The 15,412-nt window shown below is 44.6% G+C and carries 11 protein-coding genes and 1 riboswitch; of the genes, 4 read left to right on the top strand and 7 right to left on the bottom strand.

Going from position 1 to position 15,412, the window contains the following annotated elements:
* Nucleotides 1-48: 48 nt before the first annotated feature.
* Nucleotides 49-645 (bottom strand): TrmH family RNA methyltransferase, encoded by a 597-nt coding sequence (locus tag GO495_RS10470; protein WP_157299625.1) that lies wholly within the window; start codon nucleotides 643-645, stop codon nucleotides 49-51.
* Nucleotides 646-740: 95 nt separating this feature from the next.
* On the opposite strand from GO495_RS10470, the gene GO495_RS10465 reads away from it, so the two are divergent.
* Both GO495_RS10465 and GO495_RS10460 read left to right on the top strand, forming a co-directional pair.
* Nucleotides 741-3,428, top strand: coding sequence for an AsmA family protein (locus tag GO495_RS10465; RefSeq protein ID WP_157299624.1), 2,688 nt, complete (start codon nucleotides 741-743; stop codon nucleotides 3,426-3,428).
* 201 nt (nucleotides 3,429-3,629) lie between these two features.
* Nucleotides 3,630-4,034, top strand: coding sequence for a hypothetical protein (locus tag GO495_RS10460; RefSeq protein ID WP_157299623.1), 405 nt, complete (start codon nucleotides 3,630-3,632; stop codon nucleotides 4,032-4,034).
* Nucleotides 4,035-4,104: 70 nt separating this feature from the next.
* Here GO495_RS10460 and GO495_RS10455 read toward each other — a convergent pair whose 3' ends face one another.
* From GO495_RS10455 to GO495_RS10435, 5 genes are all read right to left on the bottom strand, one after another.
* Nucleotides 4,105-7,278: an efflux RND transporter permease subunit gene (locus GO495_RS10455; RefSeq protein ID WP_157299622.1), complete on the bottom strand. Its 3,174-nt coding sequence runs from the start codon at nucleotides 7,276-7,278 to the stop codon at nucleotides 4,105-4,107.
* Nucleotides 7,279-7,303: 25 nt separating this feature from the next.
* Nucleotides 7,304-8,440, bottom strand: coding sequence for an efflux RND transporter periplasmic adaptor subunit (locus GO495_RS10450; RefSeq protein ID WP_157299621.1), 1,137 nt, complete (start codon nucleotides 8,438-8,440; stop codon nucleotides 7,304-7,306).
* 47 nt (nucleotides 8,441-8,487) lie between these two features.
* Entirely contained in the window at nucleotides 8,488-9,813 is a 1,326-nt protein-coding gene (locus GO495_RS10445) for a TolC family protein (protein ID WP_157299620.1), read from the bottom strand.
* A gap of 240 nt (nucleotides 9,814-10,053) precedes the next feature.
* Nucleotides 10,054-10,980 (bottom strand): lipoyl synthase, encoded by a 927-nt coding sequence (lipA, locus tag GO495_RS10440; RefSeq protein WP_157299619.1) that lies wholly within the window; start codon nucleotides 10,978-10,980, stop codon nucleotides 10,054-10,056.
* A 42-nt stretch (nucleotides 10,981-11,022) separates the two neighbouring features.
* Nucleotides 11,023-11,874, bottom strand: coding sequence for a hypothetical protein (locus GO495_RS10435; protein WP_157299618.1), 852 nt, complete (start codon nucleotides 11,872-11,874; stop codon nucleotides 11,023-11,025).
* 226 nt (nucleotides 11,875-12,100) lie between these two features.
* Between GO495_RS10435 and GO495_RS10430 the strand changes: the two genes are divergently transcribed.
* Nucleotides 12,101-12,508 carry an OsmC family protein gene (locus GO495_RS10430; RefSeq protein ID WP_157299617.1) on the top strand — a complete coding sequence of 136 codons (408 nt, stop codon included), beginning with the start codon at nucleotides 12,101-12,103 and terminating at the stop codon, nucleotides 12,506-12,508.
* Between the two features lie 8 nt (nucleotides 12,509-12,516).
* On the opposite strand, the gene GO495_RS10425 is transcribed toward GO495_RS10430, so the two are convergent.
* Nucleotides 12,517-13,851 (bottom strand): DUF2851 family protein, encoded by a 1,335-nt coding sequence (locus GO495_RS10425; RefSeq protein WP_157299616.1) that lies wholly within the window; start codon nucleotides 13,849-13,851, stop codon nucleotides 12,517-12,519.
* Nucleotides 13,852-13,955: 104 nt separating this feature from the next.
* Nucleotides 13,956-14,078, top strand: a riboswitch (SAM riboswitch).
* Nucleotides 14,079-14,195: 117 nt separating this feature from the next.
* On the opposite strand from GO495_RS10425, the gene GO495_RS10420 reads away from it, so the two are divergent.
* Entirely contained in the window at nucleotides 14,196-15,374 is a 1,179-nt protein-coding gene (locus GO495_RS10420) for a trans-sulfuration enzyme family protein (RefSeq protein ID WP_157299615.1), read from the top strand.
* Nucleotides 15,375-15,412 lie beyond the last annotated feature (38 nt).

The raw sequence follows: 15,412 nt of genomic DNA, 5'->3' as shown, positions 1-15,412 counted from the left end.
TATTATTCTTATAAAAAAAGCCGGTCCGAAACATCGAACCGGCTTTTTTTATGGTAAATCTTCTCCAAAAAATCCCCATTGTTCCAGTAAACTATCATATTGCTCGGGTGGCAGGTTTTTCTGATTATAAAGCCCTGCCAGGGTCCGTTGTCTTAATGCCTCATAAATACTCACTGCACAGGCCACAGAGATGTTTAAAGACTGGATAATGCCTACCTGCGGGATGATAAAATTCCCATCTGCCAATGCCCTTATTTCATCACTAACCCCACCATGTTCATTACCAAATACCAGGGCTACAGAACCTGTGAAATCTATCTCATATAATCCTACCGCATCTGATGACAAATGGGTCGTATAAATCTTCTCATATTTTTGTCTTAAAGCGGCCACACATTCATCCACATCGGAAAACTGATGGATAGTAAGCCATCTGGCCGCACTGCTGGAACTTTTAGCCCCCCATTTCTTATGTTTGGGGATCTTGTTGTTCAGCACATAGATTTCCTGGATACCTACAGCATCGCAGGTACGCATCACAGCAGAAATGTTATGTGGGTCCTGTACGTTTTCCAGGACCACTGTCAGTCCGGATTGTCGTTTGTTTAATACGGATAGCAACCTTTCTCTACGTTCCGGTGTCATAATCAATAATATATAAATTTACAGGGGCAAAAATAACTTAAAATACCGCTTTTCCTTATTACCTTCATACATAACAAAAAACCTTTATTCAACATATGTTCAAGAAAATCCTCAAAGTAGTAGGGATCATTTTCGTAGTACTCATAGCAGCTGCAATAGCCATCCCTTATTTTTTCAAGGGAAAAATCATGTCCATTGCAAAAACAGAGCTGAACAAACAACTGAATGCCAATGTGGATTTTAAGGATGTAGATATCAGTCTTATCCGGCATTTCCCCAGGCTTGCTGTAGCTATTGAAGACTTACAGGTTATCAACAGGGCACCTTTTGAAGGTGATACCCTTATCTCTGTAAAAAAGATCGATCTGGCCCTGAATCTCATGAGTGTGATCAAAGGCGGTAAAATGGATATTTATAACGTATCAGTAACGGCTCCACGTATCCATGCTATCGTTCATAAGAACGGAGAGGCTAACTGGAACATTACCAAGCCGGATACCGTAACGACCACCGCAACAACCGATACAGCCTCTTTTGCACTCAGCCTGCAACAGTATAAGATCGAAGATGCGATGATCAGTTATGAAGATGAACAGGGTGGTATGGGATTACTGATAGAAGACCTGGACCACCAGGGTAAAGGTGATTTCACACAAGACCTGTTCACTTTACAAACCAGCACCGAAGCCGCTGCCGTTACCTTCCATTACGGCCTTATCCCCTATCTCCTGCGTACCCATACCAAAATGGAAGCAGATGTACAGGTAGATAACAAAACAAGCACCTACACCCTGCAGAAAGGCGATGTTACCCTTAACAATCTGCAACTGGCTGTACAGGGTTTCTTTAAGATGGTGAATGACAGCACTTACGGCATGGACCTTACCATGAAAGCTCCTTCTACAAAATTCAAGGATATCCTGTCCCTGGTACCCGCCATTTTCATGAAGGATTTTGATAAGATAAAAACAGATGGTACCACTGCCTTCGATGGCTTTGTGAAAGGAACCTACAGCGCTACCCAGATGCCGGCCTTTGGTTTACACCTGGATGTAAAGAACGGGTTCTTCCAGTATCCTGATCTGCCTAAGCCTGTAAAGAATATACAGATCGCCCTGAATATAAAGAATGCGGACGGTGTGCCTGATCATACGATTGTGGATATGCCTTCCGCTCACCTGGAAATGGATAACACCCCTATCGATATGCGTTTACTGGTGAAAACACCTATATCCGATATGTATGTGGATGGTGCTGTGAAAGGTAAACTGGACCTCTCCAAAGTAACGCAGTTCGTGAAGCTGGAAGAAGGTACTGCATTAAGTGGTATACTGGATGCTGACGTGAACGCCAAAGGTAATATGAGCGCTATAGAGAAACAGGAATACGACCGTTTCTATGCAGCAGGAACACTGATCGTAAGCAATCTGTTATACCGCAGCAAAGACTATCCCGATGGCGTCAAGGTGAACAACCTTTCTATGGTATTCAACCCTAAGAATGTAACCGTACAGAAATTTGACGGTCAGTATATGGGCACTAACTTCCAGGCAAACGGGGAAGTGAATAATATGCTGGCATATGTATTCAAGAACGCTCCGCTGGATGGTAAACTGGCAGTAAAAGCAGATCAGGTGAACCTGGATAAATGGATGGGTACTACCACAACCACTACTACTGCTGCACCGGATACCAGTGCGCCATTTGTAGTTCCTGCCAACCTGGATTTCACCGTACAGGCACAGGTAGATAAAGTGCATTACGACAAACTGGATATGAATAATGTTTCCGGTTCATTATTGCTGAAAGATCAGACGGTAACCATGCAGCAGATCAAAGCCAATGCATTGCAGGGCAACATGGAAGTAAACGGTAGCTACAGTACTAAAAACACGCCGCTTACTCCTGATATCACGATGGCTTATAATGTGCAGAATGTAGACGTAAAAGAAACATTCAATGCCTTTAATACTGTACAGAAATTAATGCCGGTTGGACAGTTCCTCTCTGGCAAGATCACTTCGCAGTTAAGTCTGAAAGGCAAACTGGGTAAGGATATGATGCCGGTAATGAGCAGTCTTACCGGTGATGGTAACCTGTTGCTGATAGAAGGTGTATTGCAGAAATTCGCACCGGTAGAGCAACTGGCCAGCACACTGAATGTAAACCAGTTAAAGAATATCTCCTTAAAAGATATCAAAACCTATTTCTCTTTTGAAGATGGTCGTGTAAAAGTAAAACCATTCAATCTGAAAGCGGGAGGTATCAATATGCTGGTAGGTGGTTCTCATGGGTTTGATCAGTCGCTGGATTATGTAATGCAGATGACACTGCCCCGCAGCATTATCGGCAAACAGGGAGATGCGCTGGTAAACAGCCTGGCTACAGCAGCTACCAATAAAGGCATCCCTGTAAATGTGAGTGATAGTGTTCACCTGAATGTATTATTAGGTGGCAATATCACTAAACCCACTTATAAAACAGATTTACAGGAAACGGCCGGCGCAGCAATGAACAATCTGAAAGACCAGGCAGCCACGCTTGTAAAGAATAAAGTAGATACTGTAAAAGCCGCATTAAAAGATACGATACAACATGTAAAGAATCAGGCCATTGCATCTGTTAAGGATGAACTGACCAAACAACTGACTGGCAAAAAAGATAGCAATACTACCAAATCCCAACCATTGCAGGATGCAGGAAAACAAGCCGGACAGGCAGTAAAAAGTACATTAGGTAATCTCTTTAAGAAAAAGAACACTACTGATACAACCAGGCACTAAGCCTTCATTATAAGAAGAATACGGATTATGAATATGATGTTTAAACATATATTTATAATCCGTATTTTTTTTGTTAATAAGCTTCAATAAAACTACTTTGGATAATTAATTGTCTAAGTTTTTCAGCAACTTTACAACTCTGCTTATTCTCCACCCGGTGTAATGGGTGTGTTAACTTGAGAAATTGCCTTATAGGAATATATGGAATACGAGCGTTATATATCAGATGGAATCCTCGAAAAGTACTTCTTAGGATTTGCGACTCCCGAAGAGAAAAGGGAGTTGGAAATACACCTGAGTATTTTCCCTGAGCTGCAAACAGAAATGGATGCGGTAGAGCGGCGCATAGAAAGAGCTGCGTTTAAAGATGCAGCGTTACCACCAGCGCATATTAAATCGGCACTGATGCAGCAGATTGCAGCGGAAAGTGTGGATGAACAAACTTACTCTTATAACATAAAATACAATACCGTTACAGCCCCTTCCAGTAATTACAATATGTCTGTACATATTGGCTGGAAAATAGTCTTAATCGCATTGTTATCCATGATTGCCCTCTCTGTGTTGGCAGCTATTGTTTTCTACCTGGCAGCCATGCAAAAATAGAATGAAAAATAAGTATTAAAAAAGGCCTCATAACGTGTGTTATGAGGCCTTTTTTGTTGGTTATATATTTTTACACGTCTGTATGCTGCATTACTTTGTAATTCTCCTGCATAGCTTTCAGTTTATCTTTACCGTAAGCCAGGCGGGTAACCAGTACATACAATACCGGTACAACGAAGATAGCCAGGAAGGTAGCAGTAAACATACCACCTAATACTGTCCAGCCCATTGTTTTACGGGATTCAGCACCTGCACCTGTTGCCAGTACCAGCGGTAAGATACCGAGCAGGAAGGCGAGGGAAGTCATGATGATAGGACGTAAACGCAGCTTGGCTGCTTCCACGGTGGCTGTTACCAGTTCCATTCCCCTGTCTACACGTTCCTTCGCATACTCCACGATCAGGATCGCATTCTTTGCCGACAATCCTATCAGCGTAATCAAACCAATCTGTGCGTATACGTTATTATTCAGATTAGGCAGGAAGGTAAGTGTTACTATCGCACCAAATGCGCCCAATGGTACTGCCAGCAATACAGAGAATGGCACAGACCAGCTCTCGTACAATGCGGCCAGGAACAGGAACACGAAGATGATGGATAAGGCGAAGATGTAAATCGTTTTGGAACCGGATAATAACTCCTCACGGCTTAACCCGGAGAACTCATATCCATATCCTTCCGGTAATACTTCTGCGGCGACTTCCTTCAGGGCGTTGATAGCGTCACCACTACTGTAACCAGGAGCAGGACTACCATTTATTTCCGCAGAACGGAACAGGTTATAATGCGATACTACCGGCGCACTTTCTATCACCTTATAAGAGGTAAGGACGTTCAGCGGCACCATATCTCCGTTAGTATTACGTACGAAGTATTGTCCCAGGTCTTTGATATCACCACGGTAAGTAGAATCTGCCTGTGTTAACACGCGGAAGTTACGCCCGTAGATGGTGAAGTCATTCACATAAGAGCTACCCAGGTAAGTCTGTAATGCAGTAGCAATAGAGGAAATCTGTACCCCCATCTTCTTGGCTTTTTCACGGTCTATTTCCAGTTGATAACCGGGTGTACGGGCCGTAAAGAAAGAGAAGGCACGTCCTATTTCAGGACGTTGATTGACAGCGCCTACGAACTTCTGCAGTACTGCTTCGAAAGCTTTGATATCGGAGTTACCGCTTTTCTGTTCCAGGATAAAAGAGAATCCCGCTGTACTACCCAAACCAGGAATAGCCGGTGGCTGGATCACTACAGAACTGGCTTCTTTCCAGTGTGCCAGTTTACCCTGTATTTCTGCTGCAATAGCGCCAATCTGTAACGCTTTGGATTTTCTCTTATCCCATGGTTTCAGCTGACAGAAAATAGTAGCACTGTTGGATTTTGTAGCAAAACTCACAACGTTCAAACCTCCTAATGCAGCGTAGTGCGCAATACCTTTTACACTATCCAGCTTATGCATCATTTCGCGTAACACCGTTACGGTACGTTCTGTAGAAGATGATTCCGGAAGATCGAAGGTGATGTACAAGCGGCCATCATCTTCTATAGGAATAAATCCTGTTGGTTTATTTCTGAACAGTAACAGTGTACCTACCATGATACATAACAAAATGATTGCTACATAACGGCCCAGACGGATACTCTTTTTCACACCCAGTGAATAACGGCTGGTAACGTGAGAGAACCATATGTTGAACTTATAGAAGAATTTGTTCAGTCCTTTGGAATGCGCACCTAAGTTACTTGGCCTTAAGATCAGCGTACATAATGCCGGTGTTAAGGAAAGCGCGATGAACGCAGAGATCAGTACAGAGATGGCGATAGTGATCGCAAACTGCTGATACAAACGTCCTACGATACCAGGAATGAACCCTACCGGGATAAACACCGCTGCCAGGATCAGGGCAATGGCGATTACGGGTCCGGAGATATCTTTCATGGCCTGGTAGGTAGCATCTTTTGGCGACATCTTCTCGTGGTCCATATTATGCTGGACCGCCTCCACCACCACGATGGCATCATCCACCACTATACCGATGGCCAGTACGAAACCGAACAGGGTCAATGTGTTGATGGTAAAGCCCAGAGGTATGAAGAAGATGAAAGTAGCGATAATGGATACCGGAATAGCTAATACAGGGATGATAGTCGCTCTCCAGCTTTGCAGGAAGAGGAATACCACCAGTACCACCAGACCGAGTGCTTCCAGCAGTGTTTCTACCACTTCATGGATAGACACCTGTACCACGGATACGGACTCGAAAGGAACTACATAATCCACGTCGGCGGGGAAAGACTTTTTCAGTTCTGCCATTGTAGCGTATACGGCATCTGCTGTTTCAATAGCGTTACTACCCGGCGCCTGGTAAACCAGCAGGTAAGAAGCTCTTTTACCATCTACGAAAGAGTTACCGCTGTAGTTGAATTTACCCAGTTCCACGCGGGCTACATCTTTCAGGTATACCAGTGATCCATCGGAAGGACGGGATTTGATAATGATGTTACCAAATTCTTCGGCTGTGGTTAAACGGCCTTTCACAAAGATGGTGTATTCGTATGTTTGCCCGGTCTTTTGTGGAGGCGCACCTACGGAACCTGCTGCGATCTGCGCATTCTGTTCAGTGATAGCCGCCTTCACCTCATCAGCTGTTACACCCATCTGGGCCAGCTTATCAGGTTTCAGCCACAGACGCATACTGAAGTCGTCCGCACGGGTGAAGATATCACCCACCCCTTTTGCACGCAGTAACGCATCCTTTATAAATACGTTCGTGTAGTTATCGAGAAATGTAATGTCGTGTGATCCTTTAGGTGAGAACAGCGCCACCAGTAACAGGATACTGGGATTACGCTTTCTTACGGTAAGGCCCAAACGCTGTACTTCCTGCGGAAGCGTAGGCTGTGCGATACCCACACGGTTCTGAACGTCCAGAGCAGCAATGTTAATGTCCGTACCTACTTCAAAGTTAACCGTGAGCGTCATGGCTCCACTGTTGGTACTGTTACTGGACATGTAAGTCATACCGGGCGTACCATTCACCTGTACTTCTACGGGTGTAGCTACGGTTTGCTCTACAGTCTGGGCATCCGCACCGGTATACGTACCTGTTACCTGCACCGTTGGCGGAGAGATCTCAGGATACTGCCCAATGGGCAGATTCATCATGGCCAGCAGCCCTACCAGCACCAGCACGAGAGATATCACTATCGCTGTTACGGGTCTGCGTATAAAAGTATTTGCAATCATGATCTTCTTCTATTGATTCTAAAAACTATTTCTTAGCAGCCGGCGGTTGTTGTTTTGCCGCTGTATCTATTTTACCACCATCACGTAAACGCTGGAAGCCCTCTGTGATCACCTTTTCTCCTGCATTCACTCCGTCCAGTACTACGATCTGATCTCTCAGACGTGGCCCCAGGTGGATCTTACGCTGTTCTGCTGTAGTATCTTTTGAGATAAACACAAAGTATTCACCCATTTGTTCCACTACGGCTTTGTAAGGGATGATCACATGTTCTCCTGACTGATCGTTCAGTACGCGTAATACGCAGCTCATACCATCTTTCAGTTCGTCTTTAGGATTGTTGAACTCAATACGTACTTTGATAGTAGCAGTTTGATTATCTACACCACGGTCTATCACAATGATCTTACCACGTTCTGCGTAAGCAGTACCATCAGGTAACTGCAGACGGAAAGTGGAATCTTCTGCCGGGTTGATCGTTTTACCTTGCAGGGATGCAAAACGGTGAATATCCGTTTCACTCACCACGAAGTCAACAGCAATCGGATTCTCGCTGGACATGGTATTCAGCAGTGTAGTACCCGGACTAACCTGGGCTCCCAGTTTCACCTGGGAGATACCTATACGACCTGTGAAAGGCGCTCTTATATAGGAGTAGTCTAAGTCTGTTTTAGCGGCCAGCAACTGTGCATTGGCAGCAGCTACCTGGCTGCGGTTCGTTTCCAGCGCAGCGTCAGCGTTATCTAAAGTCTGGCGGGCAATTGCATCCTGTTCTGCCAGACGGTGATAACGGTCCGCATCTTTCTGTGCTTTGTTGAAGTTTGCTTTGGCACTGGCGATGTTTGCTTCTGCCTGTGCGTAAGCAGCTTCATATTTACGACGGTCTATTTCATAGAGGGGTTTACCCTTCTGCACTACTTCTCCTTCTTTGAAGAAGATACCGGTAATATAACCAGCCACCTGGGCACGCAGTTCTACCTGGCTCAGTGATACCACTGTAGCAGGGTATTTATCGTAATAAATAGCAGAACCCTGTGTTGCAGTTGCAACATTTACCGGTGTTGGAGGCATTACCATGGCTGCTTTCTGGCCCGGGCCTTTGCATGAAGCCAGGAAAAATACACCTGTAGCGCCAATGAGGAGAATGTGTTGCTTTGTTTTCATCTCTATATATTTGTCCTTTCAATGACCTTACGGCCAGTTACCTTTAATTAGTTAGTTGTTATTGTACCTAATGCACGTTCCAGATCTATTTTGCTCGACAGTACAGTGTACATGGCATTATAATAGTTCAGTTGTGCGGCACGGAGATCCGTCTGGGCGGTGATCACTTCCAGGTAAGCTTTGATACCTTCCCTGTACTGCAATTCTATCAGATCATATACTTCCTTTGCCAGATCCATGTTCTCCTTTAATACGAGGTACTCGTTTAAGTTACTTTTGTAGGCAGACATGGCCTGTGTATATTCTGTATTGATCTGGTTCTTTAATGCTTCCACATCCCAGTCGCTACGTTTTAACTGTAGTTCCGCCTGTTTGATGTTATGCAGTCTTTTAGATCCCTGGAAGATGGGCAGTGATAACTGAAGGCCCACCAGTGAGTTGGGATAATCATGACTGTACAGCTTTGAGAACTCCGGATGCAGGTACGCGAAGTTATAATTAGCGAAGGCCGATACAGTTGGTAAGAAACTCCACTTATTATATTTCAGTTCTGCTGCCAGCAGGCTACGTTGTGTTTGCAGCAACTGGTATTCTATCCTTGTTTCGTAGGCTACACTTACGTTTGTATCCAGTTGTACTTCCTGGGTCATCTTCATGGTATCGTATACCAGGTTCAGTTGTCCGTTAACAGGATATCCCATTAACTGCTTCAGGTAAGCATATTTGGCCACCAGGGTTTCTTCCCCGGTTTTCTTCTGTGCTTTGGTATTATTGAGTGAAATGGTAGCCCGCTTATAGTCTGTCTTATCTACAACACCGCCCTGATATTGATTATAAGCATCTTTCAGGCTGCGTTCCAGGCGAACGATATCTTCATTCAGTACTTCCACTTGTTTCTGTGTGAGCAGCATATCATAATATGCTTTGCTTACATTGCTTACTACATCAATCTGGTTGCTCTGCGTGTTCTGTTTCGCTTGTGTACGTACATCTTTGGCCGTTCTTCCTGCCAGCAGGAGATCGCGGGTAAAGATGTTCTGGTTCAGCGAGAAGGCTGCTGCGGAGGAGTTTGCCACTCCGGTAGTGATTGCACTACCATTAAAATAACTGGTTGGCAATTTCAGGTAATGCTGCAGATTAAAGTCGAGCCCAATCTGGGGATACCAGTCTGCCAGCTTACTTTTAATACTATATTCCGTGATTTCTTCATCAATTCTGGACTGTTTCACAACAGGCTGATGAGACAATGCATACTGAATACAGTTCTGCAGGGTTGCTTGAGACAATAGTGAATCGGGGACCTGTTGTGCGAATGCGTTAGCATTGCACAGCCACACTCCCAAGACAGCGGTCAGGTAAAATACTCTTTTCATAAAAGGTTTTGACAATCAGATTCTTCTTTAGACCAATCGTAAGAACAATAATAAAAACATGATTGTTCTTAAATATTTGATATATACAAATTTTTGCACTAAAAAGGCAATCAGGTAGGTTTAGCTTAATGATCTGTTTTAACAGGGTTTTACCTGGTTAATCTGCAGGTAACTGAGATGCGAAGATATACCACAAATAAAAAAATCCATCACCGTTGATGGATTTTTTTAATCAGTTTATTATTTATTAAGTGTACGTCCACTATGAATATGCTTCTCTGCATGATAGGAAGACCTTACCAGTGGTCCCGATTCAACATAATCGAGGCCCATGTTATAGCCTATTTCACGCAATTCCGCGAATTCATCAGGGTGTACAAAACGTACTACCGGTAAATGTTTGGGGGTGGGTTGCAGGTATTGTCCCAGGGTTATTACGTCACAACCGTTGTCGTAAAGGTCCTGCATGGCCTGAACTACTTCTTCTTTGTTTTCGCCTAATCCCAGCATGATACCGCTTTTGGTGCGCATACCACCATCTTTCAGCCGGCGGATCACTTCCAGGCTACGGTGGTATTTGGCCTGGATACGTACCTGTTTGGTAAGTCTTTCTACTGTTTCAAGGTTATGAGACACCACTTCAGGGGCCACATCGATGATGCGTTGAAGGTTTTCCCATTGTCCGCGGAAGTCCGGGATGAGGGTTTCCAGGGTGGTATCCGCGTTTAATGCCCGGATAGCCTTGATAGTATTGGCCCATATAATGGAACCGCCATCTTTCAGTTCGTCCCTGTCTACAGAAGTGATCACCGCATGTTTTACCTTCATCAGGTAAATAGCTTCGGCTACACGCTGAGGTTCGTCATAATCAACAGCCTCTGGTCTGCCGGTAGCAACAGCGCAAAAACCGCAGCTACGTGTGCAGATATTACCTAATATCATGAAGGTAGCAGTACCGGCTCCCCAGCACTCTCCCATATTAGGACAGTTACCGCTTTCGCAAATGGTGTGTAATTTATGTGTATCAACCAGGTTACGAACCTGTTTATAGCTTTCTCCTATTGGCAGCTTAACACGAAGCCAGTCCGGTTTTTTAACCCTTGGAACATCCGTTGTCGCAGCTACCGTACTGCATGGTGTTGAAGTAGTTATGAGTGTTTCTTCCATCTCTGATCCTTTCTTTAGGCTACAAATTTACTACTTATCTGGTTATTTCTTCTTGTCCCAGCGCTTTCCGAACTGTAAGGCCAAATATGCATTAAAAAAGAACTTCTTATCAGGCTGAAATACCATCAATGGAATGTCTTTGGTATAATATTCTGCATTTACCCCTACTTCCAGGGCGCTGACTACTTCATTGAACCGGGCCCAGTCGAACCGTAACCCTGTTTTAGCATGTGCACCAGGTACGATGGTCAGTTCCCCCCAGCCTTTACCGAAGCCGGCACCACCGATAATAGCAGACCTGTCCGTAAATGCCTGGTCATATGCGGCATTTTCGCCGTATTTAGCCTGTACTGCATTACCGGTGTTAGGATCTACTATATTCAGGTAATAAGGTTTTAAGAGGCCAACGGACAAACCGCCATAAAAGATAGCATTTACCAGCACCCCGTTCTTATTGCCTTTTCCCCCGATCAGGCGTTGCTGCCCGATACCCAGTTTTGCCTGGTAAAAGTTATTCTTCTTTCCGTAGATGTACGGTTTTTCAGAATACACAAAACCATACTGGTCAATATCTTTTATGGAACCTGGCTTTTTATCTTCTTTAGGATTTTTCTTCTCTGCAAACTCAAACTGATAGTAGGTTACTTTTTCCCTGGATTTGCGACGGCCCATTTCAAGGAAACCGCTCCAGCCATCCGTATTGATACGGGCACCTCCGGAGAATTCTCTCTGGTATAAGTTCTCCCCTTCTTCCAGCTGCTTAAATAATGAAATACGTTTCAACTTTTTCTGCTCCCGCTCTTCTTTCGCGGACTTCTCTGTTGAGCTGTTGTCCTGAGCCTGCAAGCCGCCCACTACCAGTAGTAAGAGCACGAATAAGTGTAGTTTTTTCACCTGTATAGATTTGTTTTGTTTATTATAAACGTCTGGCTTGTTATATTGGTATGCTAATCATTACAAACCTACACGTTTTTTCTTTCATGCGTAAATTTGTTTTCCCCCGCATAGCGGCGTGTATAACAGGTATAACGTATTATGTGTAAAATGGTTACACGTCTTTATCTCATAGAATTTTTCCTTTTCTTTCTTCTTCCTATTTTTACAGGAAATAACTGACAATATGCTCACGTCTTCAATTTTATATAATGGCCAGCTGAGAACTACTGCCACTCACCTGCAAAGCGGTACTGTAATACAGACCGATGCTCCTGTAGATAATAATGGTAAAGGGGAAAGCTTTTCACCTACCGATCTGGTAGCAACTGCCCTGGGATCGTGTATGCTTACCATTATGGGGATCAATGCGGCGAAAAACGGCTGGAATATAGAAGGCACCAAGGTTAGCATAGAGAAAATCATGGGTACTGACCCACGCCGTATCGTAGAGGTAAAGGTGGTATTTGATTTTCCAGGGGATAGCGGACTGGGAGAAAAAGAAAAGACGATCCTGGAACGTGCGGCACTTACCTGCCCGGTAGCAAAGAGTGTACATCCTGATCTATTACAGAGCGTTACATTTAACTGGTAAATATTTTATTAACTGGCCTCCGCCCGGGGCCAGTTAATACCATCTTCTATCTCTTCCTTCAGCAGCTTCACTCCTATTGCACATTGCAGGCACCGCTTCTCATCACAGTAATAATGCTTTAACTGTAATAACGCCTGCGAATCATGTGCCGTTCCGGCCTTAATTCCCAGGTCTTTCCATCCGTTCGTTACATTATTCTCTTCCGCAGGTAATTTATTCATCATGTCCACTGCCTTCGCCTGGAAACAGTATTTCAGCTTCTCGCGGCCATACAGGTACAACAATGGGAATACGGTATTGATGAGAATGTTATGGATAGCCGTTTGCCCCGGCAGCTGTGCTTTCTCAACAGGGATATCAAAACGGTAATGCTGCAGCCAGTAAACAGATGGCCTGGTCGTAACCAGTTCTTCAAACCCCGCCAGCGTATCCGTTTCCAGTATCCGTGAAAACAGATGGCTACCCTTCTGTAACAATGCCGCCAGGCAGGCAATCCGTATGGTAGGAAAAGAGGATGGCCGCATACGTAACCACTTAAAGAGATGCCCCGGTAAAGGCTGCAGCCGGTACTTGTGCTTCATAAAATTATACTCCTGTTGCAGGCGCAAAGGATATTCATCTTTAAAATCTGCGTCCAGCATACCAGCCTGACCAAACAGCAATGCTTCCAGGTGGAAAAGACTATGCTGATGTTTCAGGAACACCTGAAAAGGTAACGACTGCACCAGTTGCAGGAATGCTTCCCTGTTCGCAGGCAGACCCGCGCTTTCGGCAATAGCCCAGTAACAAACCTCTTCCCAGTTGTAGTGGTTGCACAACAACCAGCTTTGCAAACGGTCTGCCTTCCGTTCCAGCCTTTCTATCAACAACCGTTCTTTCCAGTTCTCCCAGATAAGGTAAGGCACCTTACCGGCATTCTTTCCGCAAGGCACAAAAGCTGCGGACTCCCGTAACCTTGCAAAGCGGTCAATTAACATCTTGGGAATGTACTGCTGTAATTCTATACAGGGAATGCCGCTGGTAGTCAGTTCTTCCACATCATTTTCGAACACTACATGCAGAATCGCCTTTTCGTATTCAGGATTCTGCTGATGACCGTGCCGGTACCAGTCGGACGCTCTGAGATGCAGCTCCACATTACCCGCCCATAGTGTTTGTCCTATACGGATACGTGCAGCAGTAAAGTCCGGACCTGCGTGACTGTTATACATGCCCGGATATAAAATCTGCAAAGGCTCCCCATCCAGTGTGGTCAACCCCGATTGCGTAAATAAACGAAGTTGCCATATATGCTGGAATAGCTCCTCTGTAAGGAGCGGGCTAACATTAACAACAGTATTCATCTGAGGGAAATTATGCTAATAAAGTTAGCAATTTATTCCAATCTTCCAAATTTTTGGAAAATTGGAACAAGTAACATTACCTTTGCACCCAGTTCTTTAAAAATCACTTATCCAGAAAGGCGGAGGGACTTGGCCCTGCGATGCCTTAGCAACCAATCATGTTTAACGACAGGATAAAGGTGCTAATTCCGGCCCCGGTTATAATTATAATCGAGGGAAGATAAGTTGGCAGAGATAGATATTCAATGTAATAAAATACTGAGATGCCTCTTCCAACCACGGAGGGGCTTTTTTTATGCCCTGCACTCCCCTTTTCTGCTTAAGCGGCAAGCTTTAAGCGTAAAATGAAAATAGCAACACAATTACTTCATAGCATACCGGTTGATGAATTGACAGGCGCCATTTCTGTTCCAATTTATCAAACCTCCACTTTTGTGCAGGAATCGCCCGGTATCAATAAGGGATTTGAATTCTCCCGTGCCAACAATCCTACACGAAAGGTGCTGGAAAATATTATCTGCAGCCTGGAAGAAGGTCACGCCGGCTTCGGTTTTGCCAGCGGCATGGCAGCGATAGATGCGGTGATGAAGCTATTAAAAACAGGTGATGAGATCATGGCAGTGGAAGATACTTATGGCGGTATTTTCCAGATGTTCCAGCATATGTTTGAACGCTTTGGTATTAAAGCAAACTTTGTAGATACCAGCAGCATTGATAAAGTGCTGGCAGCTATGACTCCGCAGACAAAAATGATCTGGCTGGAATCGCCTACCAATCCTACATTACGCGTATCCGATATCAAATCCATCAGCAAAATAGCGAAGCAGCATAACGTTCTGCTGGTAGTAGACAATACACTCTGTACCCCACTGCTGCAACAACCTATTCCGCTGGGCGCCGATATCGTGATCCACAGCGCTACCAAATACCTGGCAGGGCATACAGATGTTATAGCCGGACTGGTAGTCGTGAACAACAAAATACTGGCAGACCAGATACGTTTCAATCAGAATATTTCAGGAAGTATACTCAGTCCGTTTGAAGCATGGCTGACCATACGCGGCATTGAAACCCTTTGCCTGCGCCTGGAAAAACAATGCAGCAATGCCATGGCAATAGCCACCTGGCTTACCTCTCATCCGGCTGTTGACAAAGTATATTATCCTGGATTAGCTACACATAAGAACCACCATATTGCACGAAAACAACAGAAACAATACGGAGGCCTTGTCAGTTTTTCTTTAAAAACAGACAACATTAAAAGCGCCATACGTGTAGTAAATGCGACCAAGCTGTTTAAGCTGGCGGAAAGTTTTGGCGGCGTAAAAAGCATGCTCGATCATCCGGCAACCATGACACATCGCCTTATACCTGAAGATTTTCGTAAAAAAACGGGACTACAAGATTCCTGCATCCGCCTCTCTGTAGGTATCGAAGATGCAGAAGACCTTATCAATGACCTGAAGCAGGCGCTGGACAAGCTCAACCTGCCTGCAGGCAAACAAATAACAGTTTTACAATAAAGCGGAACGTAGCAATACGTTACTCATTAAGCACAAAA

Origin of the sequence: Chitinophaga oryziterrae (assembly GCF_009758125.1) — a bacterium.
Taxonomy (GTDB): domain Bacteria; phylum Bacteroidota; class Bacteroidia; order Chitinophagales; family Chitinophagaceae; genus Chitinophaga; species Chitinophaga oryziterrae.
The sequence above is the reverse complement of the archived record's forward strand: the minus strand, read 5'-3'. Positions and strand labels throughout refer to the sequence as shown.

Coding starts and splice junctions, on each gene's coding strand:
- GO495_RS10470 (WP_157299625.1), bottom strand. CDS start 645: ATGACACCGGAACGTAGAGAAAGGTTGCTATCCGTATTAAACAAACGA.
- GO495_RS10465 (WP_157299624.1), top strand. CDS start 741: ATGTTCAAGAAAATCCTCAAAGTAGTAGGGATCATTTTCGTAGTACTC.
- GO495_RS10460 (WP_157299623.1), top strand. CDS start 3,630: ATGGAATACGAGCGTTATATATCAGATGGAATCCTCGAAAAGTACTTC.
- GO495_RS10455 (WP_157299622.1), bottom strand. CDS start 7,278: ATGATTGCAAATACTTTTATACGCAGACCCGTAACAGCGATAGTGATA.
- GO495_RS10450 (WP_157299621.1), bottom strand. CDS start 8,440: ATGAAAACAAAGCAACACATTCTCCTCATTGGCGCTACAGGTGTATTT.
- GO495_RS10445 (WP_157299620.1), bottom strand. CDS start 9,813: ATGAAAAGAGTATTTTACCTGACCGCTGTCTTGGGAGTGTGGCTGTGC.
- lipA (WP_157299619.1), bottom strand. CDS start 10,980: ATGGAAGAAACACTCATAACTACTTCAACACCATGCAGTACGGTAGCT.
- GO495_RS10430 (WP_157299617.1), top strand. CDS start 12,101: ATGCTCACGTCTTCAATTTTATATAATGGCCAGCTGAGAACTACTGCC.
- GO495_RS10425 (WP_157299616.1), bottom strand. CDS start 13,851: ATGAATACTGTTGTTAATGTTAGCCCGCTCCTTACAGAGGAGCTATTC.
- GO495_RS10420 (WP_157299615.1), top strand. CDS start 14,196: ATGAAAATAGCAACACAATTACTTCATAGCATACCGGTTGATGAATTG.